Source organism: Lancefieldella parvula, from assembly GCF_963530955.1.
GTDB classification, from domain to species: Bacteria; Actinomycetota; Coriobacteriia; order Coriobacteriales; family Atopobiaceae; genus Lancefieldella; species Lancefieldella parvula_A.
Map to the genome: position 1 here is coordinate 1 of NZ_CAUSFQ010000057.1, position 8,702 is coordinate 8,702.

The following is an 8,702-nucleotide window of genomic DNA, read 5'->3' on the forward strand; positions in this document are numbered from 1 at the left end:
GCGCTCAAGGAATTGACGAGGTGCAACCATCAATGCTAAGCGCAGTCATGGGGCAAAAAACTTAGACGTGGTTCCAAAATAAATGACATTTGGATCAAGCGTCTTAAGGCGTGTTAGATCTTCTCCCTCAAAGCGGATAAGGCCATACGGATCATCCTCAACAACAGGGATGTTGTACTGGCGAGCCAGCTCAAGAAGACGGAGGCGCCTTGGCATAGACATGGTGATGCCGGCAGGATTGTTAAAGTTAGGAATAACGTAGATGAACTTAGGCTTTCTACCTTGGTCTGCAAGTTCTTTAAGCTTTGCCTCAAGAAGGTCTGTTCTAATGCCTTCTTCATCCATATCAATGGTGTGAACAGTAGGCTCATACGCAGAAAATGCCTGGAACGCACCAAGATAGCTTGGGCCCTCACAGATAATATCGTCTCCTGGGTTAAGGAAGACGCGACCCAAGAAATCAAGCGCCTGCTGAGAACCAGAAGTCAAAATCATCTCATCAGGATCGGCTTCAACGCCTTGAGCAGCCAAAATCTTGCAGATGGTCCTTCTGCACTCAATGCGGCCATCAGAGTTGCCATACTGAAGAGACCTAAGTCCCTCAACAGCAACGCAGCGTCGAGCGCACTCTGCAACCTGGTCAAGTGGCAGCGAAGAAATGTCTGGCAGACCACCAGACAGCGCAATGACACCTGGACGAGACAGGGCCGCAAACAAATCTCGTACCTCGCTCTTTCGCATGGTTTGAACGCGATCTGCGTAAAGATCACTCCATACGTCAAACGAGATTCTACTGTCATCCATAGAACTCTTACTCCTTACAGGCCATCTTTGGGCAAAATTGTGCCGAAAAGATGTGCTTATTGTTTTAGGACGTAGTCTTTTTAGTATCGCTCAAATAACAATAAATAACAGGGTAAAATATGACGCAATTGCTAAACGGTTACATATAACCGGCAAACATACTGGTCACACCTATTTTGTAGAGAGGATTTTTATGGACAGCGCACATAACACTGTTGAATTGAACGCAGCGCTTTCAAATCCCCGCGATGATATCGCTAAACTTGATGAACTTGAGAAGAAGCTCTTTGCCTTCAACTACGCAGCTAATGAGATTGGCTCTTTTGGACCATGCATTGATCCAAAAAAGGCTGCTGAAGAGCGCGGAGAAGCCCTGGCAATCCTTGGTGAACAGGTCCAGGAAACCCTCTGTGATCCTGCTGTTGGCGCACTGCTTGATAGACTTCACGAGAATCGCGCTCTACTTGATGAGACTCATCGCGCACAAGTTAAAATTCTTCGTCGCGATAGAAGCCAGCTGGTAGATGTACCTGTTGAGCTTCAGAGCAACTTTGTTCGTCTTACCACAGAGGCTAATGAAGTCTGGGAGCAGGCAAAGAACAGCGATGACTGGTCACTCTTTGCTCCAAAGCTGGATAGCTTAATTGAGCTTCGCAAAGAGATGTGCCAGGCACGTGATGCTTCCAAAGACCCATATGATCTCTTACTCAGCGATTTTGAGCACGGCACCAACAGAGAGTTCTACAACACCTTCTTCAATAATGTTAAAGAAGTGGTAGTTCCTCTGGTTGCTGATTGTATGGCTTCTAAGCGTCAGCCAAGCACCAAACCTCTTGAGGGTAAGTTTGACGTTAACCGTCAGTGGGATCTTGCAAAAGACCTGGTAAAGCTCCAGGGTCTTGACGAGGACGCTTACTGGCTTGGCAAAACTGAGCACCCTTACACCGGTGGCCCTGGTATCGGCTTTGTTATGGTTGCCAGCCACGCTTACGAGAATAACGTTCTCTCCAATGTCTATTCCATGCTGCATGAGAACGGTCACGCCCTCTACGAGCAGGGCATTAACTGGGAGTACCGCTTTACCTCTCTGAGCACCGGCACTTCTATGGGCATGCACGAGTCTCAGTCTAGGTTCTTTGAGAACTACGTTGGCCTTTCTGAGGCATTTGCCGAGCCTCTGATACAGCTTATGCGCAAGCACTTCCCTGGTCAGCTGAATCGCGTCACTGCCTTCCAGCTCTTCTCGGCAGCTAATAAAGTACAGCCAAGTCTCATCCGCACTGAGGCGGACGAGCTCACCTATCCTCTGCACATCCTCATCCGTTACGAAATGGAGCAGGCACTTTTGTCTGGCGAGATTACTGCAAAGGATGTCCCAGCTCTTTGGGCCGAGAAGTACAAGCAGTACCTGGGCGTTACGGTTCCAAACAACACCGAAGGCGCTCTTCAGGATGTTCATTGGTCATGGGGCGAGTTTGGCTACTTCCCAACCTATGCTCTTGGCAGCGCTTATGGCGCACAGTACAAGCACGCCATGATTGCTGAGGGCATGGACTTTGACGCCGTCTGTGCATCAGGAGACCTAGCTCCTATCAAAGAGTGGCTGGGCAGTCGCATTTGGACCTGGGGTCGTGCAAAAGACTCCAAGGAGCTTATCTTGGGTGCATGCGGTGAGCCTTTTGACGTCCACTACTACACCAAGTATCTAACTGATAAATACTCTCGCATCTATGGTCTGGCCAGCGCATAAGCGCACGCCGTAGGCGCGAGTAGAAATACCTGTCCTCTATTAACTACACGAAAGGGATGAAATGAAAAAGTTTGTCGAGGAGTTTAAAGAGTTTATCCAGCAGGGCAATGTTATGGACATGGCTATTGGTATCATCATTGGCGGCGCATTTACCGCTATTGTTACCTCCCTTGTCAATGACATCATCAACCCATTTATTAAGCTGATCTCTGGCGGTGGCACCGAGGTTTCTGGTCTTTCTATTCCAGTTCCTGGCACCCAGAACGGCATTGACTTTGGTGCGTTTATCAGTGCAATCATCAACTTCCTGATCATTGCATTCATTGTCTTCTGCATGGTTAAGGCCCTCAATAAGTTCATGAAGGCTTCCAAGCTTAAGAAGGACGAAGAAGAAGCTGGTGAAGAGGTTGCAGCTCCACACTGCCCACACTGCCTTGAAGAGGTTAAGGAAGGCGCAACTCGCTGCCCACACTGCACTGGTGAGATTGAGGGCGGCGCACACGCTGCGTAAGCTTTACACCAAGCTTTACATCACCGCCCTTTTACGCATGTAAAAGTTGGCAAGAAAAAAAGCAGGCATATCATATGCCTGCTTTTTTGTTAATAAAAGAAACCAGAAAAGGCTGGGTTATTTCTTACCTGAGCCGCCCTTGCCGCCGCCACCATTTCCAGATGAGCTGCCGCCATTTCCTGAAGAGCTACCACCATTACCAGAACCAGAAGAAGTAGGAGTTACTAGCTTATAGCCACCCTTACCATCTGGCTGCCAAGGGAACTCTGCCTTTGGCGGATACTCATATTTAGCCCAATTATCCTCGCGGTGATTAAGGAGGGCAAACTTAAGAGTAAATCCAGGAGCATCAATACTGAGAAGCTTTTTATTTTCCGCAGTAGTGTATAGAACAGACTTAGATATCTGTTCAGTTTCTGAAAAGCCTTGAGCAAGAATGGGGAAAGAAAGACCATCTGCCGAAGGCTCTTCTGCAACAATCTGAATAGGAGAAACGTTACCGTCTGGATAGAACAGTGCAGCAGATCCATCCTTATGAGCAGAGAAGGTATACGCTCCGCCAGAGCCCTTATTCATAGACTCAATCTGATCACTGGTCAAATCTTCTTTAGAACCATCTGCATAGTGCAAGCCAAAGAGATAATACGTACCAGGAATGGTGGCAGCAAAATTGATTACCTGTCCTTCAATATAAGCTATCTGTGAAGTATCGTCTGGATTGTCAGAAAGTTTTTTGAAATTAAACGTAATCTCACTCTTGGCATCACTGTACTTCAGATAGTTGTTGTCGTCCTTATCAAAAAGCATTGGCACACTATCGCCATCATCATACGTACATTGAATGGCAATAGTTCCTTTTGCTTCCCACTTACCATCATTCTTCACACCTTTAAAATTATGCATGAAGAAAGTGCCGTCTTCTTTGAATGAATAGTAAAGAACGGTTCCATCGTTATAGCCCTGATTAAGCATGCCACCATGGTCAAAGGTTTTGCCTTCCTTTGATCCACCTTTAGTTCCAACGCCATTGTCAACACACCAGACGCCAGTAATAATCTTAGAAAAATCTCCGGTTAGCGTTGGATGGTCTGGAATCTCTTCAAGCTTCACAAAATCTGACTGAGAAGGTGCATCACCAGTACCGCCTTGACCGCCATTCTGAGGATCTTGACCAGCTCCACCAAGAATAGAATCAGGGTTTAAGATTGCCTGCATCACGTCACTATTACAAGCAGCAAGCGTGCTGGCAGCACCGCCTGCAGCCAATCCAGCAAAAGCGCGACGAGTAATCATCTCTTTATTCATACGTTCCTCCTATAAACGTATAAAAGGCTCAACTTTTTATATTCTACTTGAAACGAGTCAAATGTTACACATTAAGCTGCATTCGACTTATGTATCATCCTACTTTGTATGAGGAAGATGAGAGGTAATCAATGTCATAGTGCCCGTAAAGCGCAGGCTACCAGAAGATGCAGGTGCAATAAAATGCGAACCCTTGCAAATCCTATGCTCTTCTCCGTTGCCGCCGTCAGCGCAAACCGTACCTTCTCCCTCAATGACACTTACGCACATAAACGACCATGGCTGAGCAATAGTTTTTGCCTCATGAATCTCATATTTTTCTACCGAGAAGTACTTGCAACTCATAAGCTCAGTTTTACCATCAATTTCTGGAGCAGTAATTTCTCCAGATGTTGGAGCTTCCTGTGCATAATCGATGACCTCAAGGCTCTGTGCCAAGTGCAAATCACGAGGCTTGCCATCGTCTCCCAAACGATCATAGTCGTAGACGCGATACGTAATATCTGAGCTCTGCTGAGTTTCAAGAATAAGCGTGCCCGTTCTAATTGCGTGAACGGTTCCAGGATCAATCCTAAAGAAATCTCCAGCCTTGATAGGAACGTAATTGAGCAGTTCAGACCACTTTCCCTGCTCAACCATGGCTGCAAACTCTTCTTTTGAGGAAGCGTTCTGACCAACAACAATATCGCTATTCTCTTTTGCATCAAGAATGTACCAGCATTCAGACTTACCAAGCGAGCCATTCTCGTGCTCTGCAGCATACTCATCATCTGGGTGAACCTGAACAGAAAGGTCATCTTTTGCATCAAGAATCTTAATAAGGAGTGGAAAGCGATCTCCCTCTGCATTACCAAAGAGCTCTCGATGAGTTGTCCAGAGCTCAGAAAGAGTTTTTCCAGCATATGGACCAGAAGCAACTTCACAGTCTCCATTAGAGTGCGCACTAATTGCCCAGCACTCTCCTACTGAGCCATCGGGAATGTCATAGCCATACTCTTCAGCAAGCCTTCTGCCGCCCCAAATCTTATTGTGAAAAAGAGGTTTTAAAAAGATAAGATCGTTATATGACCTGTCTGTGTTTTTATCTAAATCTAGCATCGTAGCTCCTTATATGCAGTGCATATATGCTTTTCTAATAGCTAACAACTCTATAGTCTAACGGATTCTAATAACTTAATACTGACTCATTTAACTGCTTTTGACAGGGTTTCTCGCTAACAAAAAAGGCTCAGCTAAAAGCTGAGCCTTTGCAGTCAACGAACTAAGTGAAACTTAGAACATAACGTTGAAGGAATCCATGCTGTAGTCAGAACCATAAAGAGCAAGGATGGTACCACGAACAGTTGCGGATGGATCCATCTTTACACCTGGGTCAAAGAATGCAAAGCCCTTGGTAGTTGCGTTAGGAGCTGCGTTAACAAACAAGCTCAGCTCATCCTTGCCAATAGCGGTGTCGGTGGTCTGAATGAAGATGTTGGTATCGGTCTTGTTAACAACCTCAACCAGATAGCCGTTGGAGTTCTCAAAGTCAACACCAATGCCGGTAACGGTAACGGTAATCTTATCGGTGTCGATAAGAACCTCAGTCTTATCGCCAGTCTTCTTAATATCATCAACGTACTTCTGAACGTTGGTAACCTGCTCTGAAGTGTTGTGCTTATCCATCAGAGTGTTATAGAGGTCCTTAGAGTCAGAGTCACCAGCACGAGTATCTGAAGGCTTGGTTGCGGTATTTGCATCAGGTGCAGTCTGCTGTTGCTGCTGTTGCTGCTGACCACCGCCAGTAGTGGTTCCTGGATCAGCAAGATTTGGAATAAGATTGCAGCCAGCAAGTGCAAGAACGGCAGAAGCGGATGCTGCTACGAGGCCGAGCTTATTGAACTTCATAAAGGTCTCCTTCGGGTGATTTATACCTTGTAAGAGGATAACGGAAATAAGTAGATATTGTCAATTTTTATGCATAGATGAACACTTAATGCTCTGCAACTAAAGCCTTGATGCCACCTTGCGTAAACATTACTGCTGAATTTATGTGACCGTCAGCCTCTTCACGAGTCTCATCATTTTTAAGAATATTGACAATGGTGGTCATTTCAGTTTGAGCAAGCCAGGTAATAATAAACTCATCATAGGGTTTAACCTGTGCAACGTTAGGATAAAGAATAGCTCTGATGGTTGCAGAGATAACCTCGGTCAACTCTTCAAAGAAATAGGCAACATATGGGTTTTCTCGATTATTCACAAGAATCTGCGCCACGTACCTATTGCCGTACAGAAGGTCCAAGAATTTCTCGAGCGTTTCTTTATCACCCAAAGGAGTGTCTTCAAGATTTCTTTCGCCAGAGACCAGCAGATGATCTTTGTAATCCTCAAGAATCTGAATTGCGCCTTCAGTGACAGGAATCAAAACATTCTTAAAGAGGTCCTCTTTGTTATCAAAGAAGAAATAAAGAGCACCCGTGGTAACGCCTGCATGTGCACAAATCTGTCGAAGTGAAGCTTTATCGTATCCCTGTAAAGCAAACTCTTGCTCTGCGGATTTAAGAAGTCTGTGACGAGTGTCGCAACTTTCTGTTTGTGGTCGCCTCGACATTGCTGTCGCTCCTTTATAAATGTTTTAAATCCCCTTGTAATAAGGAGATTCCCCCAAATCAATACTACCTTTTTTAAGGGGAACATATAACAGAAAGTTAACTAATTATGCAGAAATCTATAATCGTTACATAACAACTATTGTGATATTTACTTAATTCTTTGATATCAATAGACGAGAAACACGTCAGAGGCATAATAAAACCCTGCTATGTTACATAACAGGGTTTTAAGACATACCGTTAACCCAAATTATCCTTGCGCTTAATAAATTCTCCGCAGATATATGACTTCCTTAGATACTCGCGATTAAACGGATCTTTGACGGGAACAAAATCCTCTGGAGACTTAGCAAAGTGCATGGCAAAAAGCTCATGGATATGTGGATCAGCCAGCAAATAGCCGCGCGAGCAGTACGCCTGATACATCTGGGCGTCCTCGTTAAATTTGAACGAGCTAAAAGCGCAGTCTGAACAGTGTAGTCCAGCCATCTTGCACATCTCCTACTCTTCAGATAGCCCCATGCAATCTGAACAACGCTGAATCATACGCGTATACAGCAAGTATGGCATTGTAAACAATAAAAATAGTCAAAAATACTTATTCGACGCCAAGAATTTCCGGGAGCGTGTAATCTGAACCGTTCCCCGAGGAAACAACAGGTTGAAGGTATTCTCTATTGTCATTTCCGTCATGCAGAACGGTAGGATTTGGAAGATTAACACCCTCGGCTAAATTCTTCTTCTGCATCTCTGTAAGCTCCACGCCAGCATCAACAAGATCTTTAAGATGCTCAACCCAGAGTTGATCAAGACTTAAGGAGAAAAAGTCAGCGATAACCTTTGCTTTATCAAATGAAGGCCACTTACGGCGCTCGGTGCAAATATAAGAGACATACGCACGTGACCAATGTGAGAATTCGCACAGGTCTACCTGGCGCTTGCCACTTTCTTGTAACAACCTTGCTACTGTCCTACCCAAACCTGGGTCGGTCTTTTTGGTAACACCTGCCTTAGCCATCTCACAGCCCCATCTGCTCAAACGATGTCTGAAAAACATGCGTATGTTTTATGCATAGTCTCGTGCTGTTACCGTATCATACTACACTAAAATATCTTCAGATACAATTTGTTATGTTGTTTTACAAGCGGAAATTTGAAGAAAATTGCATACCTGTTACGTAAATAGATCATGAGTGACTCTACTGTCTGGAATTAATTGGCTATACAAAAGATATGCAAAAATCAATTCCTCTATGCAAAATAATGTATTGGCGATTTTATGCAATAACAAAGAACCTCTACGTGAACTGCCTCCCATTTCTTAGACACGAGAAATAGGAGGTAGTTCAAAACACACCTAAGTCGGATAATCTGTTAAAAAGACGTATACATGACGCTGAAAATACCTCAATCATGCAGATTATCGTCATTAGATGTGTAAAATGCCCGCAATTGAGCAGATTATCCGACTTAGGTGTGTTCCGTAGATACAGAATTTCCCGATAGTTAAATTTCTTATATATGCCTATTCATTTTCAAGCATATTAGATGAAGTTTATGCATAGAAATGCATATCAGGCAGTGTGACCGCTTAGCTGCCTGGCTATCTTGATTAAGAACATGTCGATTCTTCGGCAGAACCTACCAAAGCTGCGCTATTTTGTGGGCCAGGCCTAAAAGCCGACGCTAACACGCTGCAGAATCATAATCACCCGCATATGAACTGCCTCCCATTTCT

At 44.7% G+C, this 8,702-nt stretch carries 9 protein-coding genes; 2 read left to right on the top strand and 7 right to left on the bottom strand.

From position 1 onward, the window contains the following. Positions 1-45: 45 nt before the first annotated feature. On the bottom strand, positions 46-804 hold the full coding sequence (locus RWJ43_RS04685) for a PLP-dependent aminotransferase family protein (protein WP_314008391.1): 759 nt from the start codon (positions 802-804) through the stop codon (positions 46-48). Between the two features lie 193 nt (positions 805-997). On the opposite strand from RWJ43_RS04685, the gene RWJ43_RS04690 reads away from it, so the two are divergent. Beyond that, a complete protein-coding gene (locus RWJ43_RS04690) occupies positions 998-2,554 on the top strand; it encodes a carboxypeptidase M32 (RefSeq protein ID WP_314008394.1) in 1,557 nt (518 codons plus the stop codon). Between the two features lie 61 nt (positions 2,555-2,615). Further along, positions 2,616-3,065, top strand: coding sequence for a large conductance mechanosensitive channel protein MscL (gene mscL / locus RWJ43_RS04695; RefSeq protein ID WP_314008397.1), 450 nt, complete (start codon positions 2,616-2,618; stop codon positions 3,063-3,065). Between the two features lie 117 nt (positions 3,066-3,182). Here mscL and RWJ43_RS04700 read toward each other — a convergent pair whose 3' ends face one another. The 6 genes from RWJ43_RS04700 to RWJ43_RS04725 all read right to left on the bottom strand — a co-directional run bounded on the left by RWJ43_RS04700 (position 3,183) and on the right by RWJ43_RS04725 (position 7,982). Further along, positions 3,183-4,370, bottom strand: a complete 1,188-nt coding sequence (locus tag RWJ43_RS04700; protein ID WP_314008399.1) for a hypothetical protein — start codon at positions 4,368-4,370, stop codon at positions 3,183-3,185. Between the two features lie 99 nt (positions 4,371-4,469). Beyond that, complete coding sequence (manA, locus tag RWJ43_RS04705; protein ID WP_314008401.1) at positions 4,470-5,468, bottom strand: mannose-6-phosphate isomerase, class I; 999 nt, start codon at positions 5,466-5,468, stop codon at positions 4,470-4,472. A gap of 174 nt (positions 5,469-5,642) precedes the next feature. Beyond that, positions 5,643-6,257, bottom strand: coding sequence for a hypothetical protein (locus RWJ43_RS04710; protein WP_035428333.1), 615 nt, complete (start codon positions 6,255-6,257; stop codon positions 5,643-5,645). 85 nt (positions 6,258-6,342) lie between these two features. Next, on the bottom strand, positions 6,343-6,963 hold the full coding sequence (locus RWJ43_RS04715) for a TetR/AcrR family transcriptional regulator (protein WP_035428331.1): 621 nt from the start codon (positions 6,961-6,963) through the stop codon (positions 6,343-6,345). A gap of 241 nt (positions 6,964-7,204) precedes the next feature. After that, a complete protein-coding gene (locus RWJ43_RS04720) occupies positions 7,205-7,453 on the bottom strand; it encodes a hypothetical protein (RefSeq protein ID WP_035428329.1) in 249 nt (82 codons plus the stop codon). Positions 7,454-7,562: 109 nt separating this feature from the next. Further along, positions 7,563-7,982, bottom strand: coding sequence for a helix-turn-helix transcriptional regulator (locus RWJ43_RS04725; RefSeq protein ID WP_314008408.1), 420 nt, complete (start codon positions 7,980-7,982; stop codon positions 7,563-7,565). Between the last annotated feature and the right edge of the window lie 720 nt (positions 7,983-8,702).

Excerpts from the sequence above, each read along its gene's own strand:
- RWJ43_RS04720 (WP_035428329.1), bottom strand. The coding sequence starts at position 7,453 with ATGGCTGGACTACACTGTTCAGACTGCGCTTTTAGCTCGTTCAAATTT.
- mscL (WP_314008397.1), top strand. The coding sequence starts at position 2,616 with ATGAAAAAGTTTGTCGAGGAGTTTAAAGAGTTTATCCAGCAGGGCAAT.
- RWJ43_RS04685 (WP_314008391.1), bottom strand. The coding sequence starts at position 804 with ATGGATGACAGTAGAATCTCGTTTGACGTATGGAGTGATCTTTACGCA.
- RWJ43_RS04710 (WP_035428333.1), bottom strand. The coding sequence starts at position 6,257 with ATGAAGTTCAATAAGCTCGGCCTCGTAGCAGCATCCGCTTCTGCCGTT.
- RWJ43_RS04700 (WP_314008399.1), bottom strand. The coding sequence starts at position 4,370 with ATGAATAAAGAGATGATTACTCGTCGCGCTTTTGCTGGATTGGCTGCA.
- RWJ43_RS04715 (WP_035428331.1), bottom strand. The coding sequence starts at position 6,963 with ATGTCGAGGCGACCACAAACAGAAAGTTGCGACACTCGTCACAGACTT.
- RWJ43_RS04725 (WP_314008408.1), bottom strand. The coding sequence starts at position 7,982 with ATGGCTAAGGCAGGTGTTACCAAAAAGACCGACCCAGGTTTGGGTAGG.
- manA (WP_314008401.1), bottom strand. The coding sequence starts at position 5,468 with ATGCTAGATTTAGATAAAAACACAGACAGGTCATATAACGATCTTATC.
- RWJ43_RS04690 (WP_314008394.1), top strand. The coding sequence starts at position 998 with ATGGACAGCGCACATAACACTGTTGAATTGAACGCAGCGCTTTCAAAT.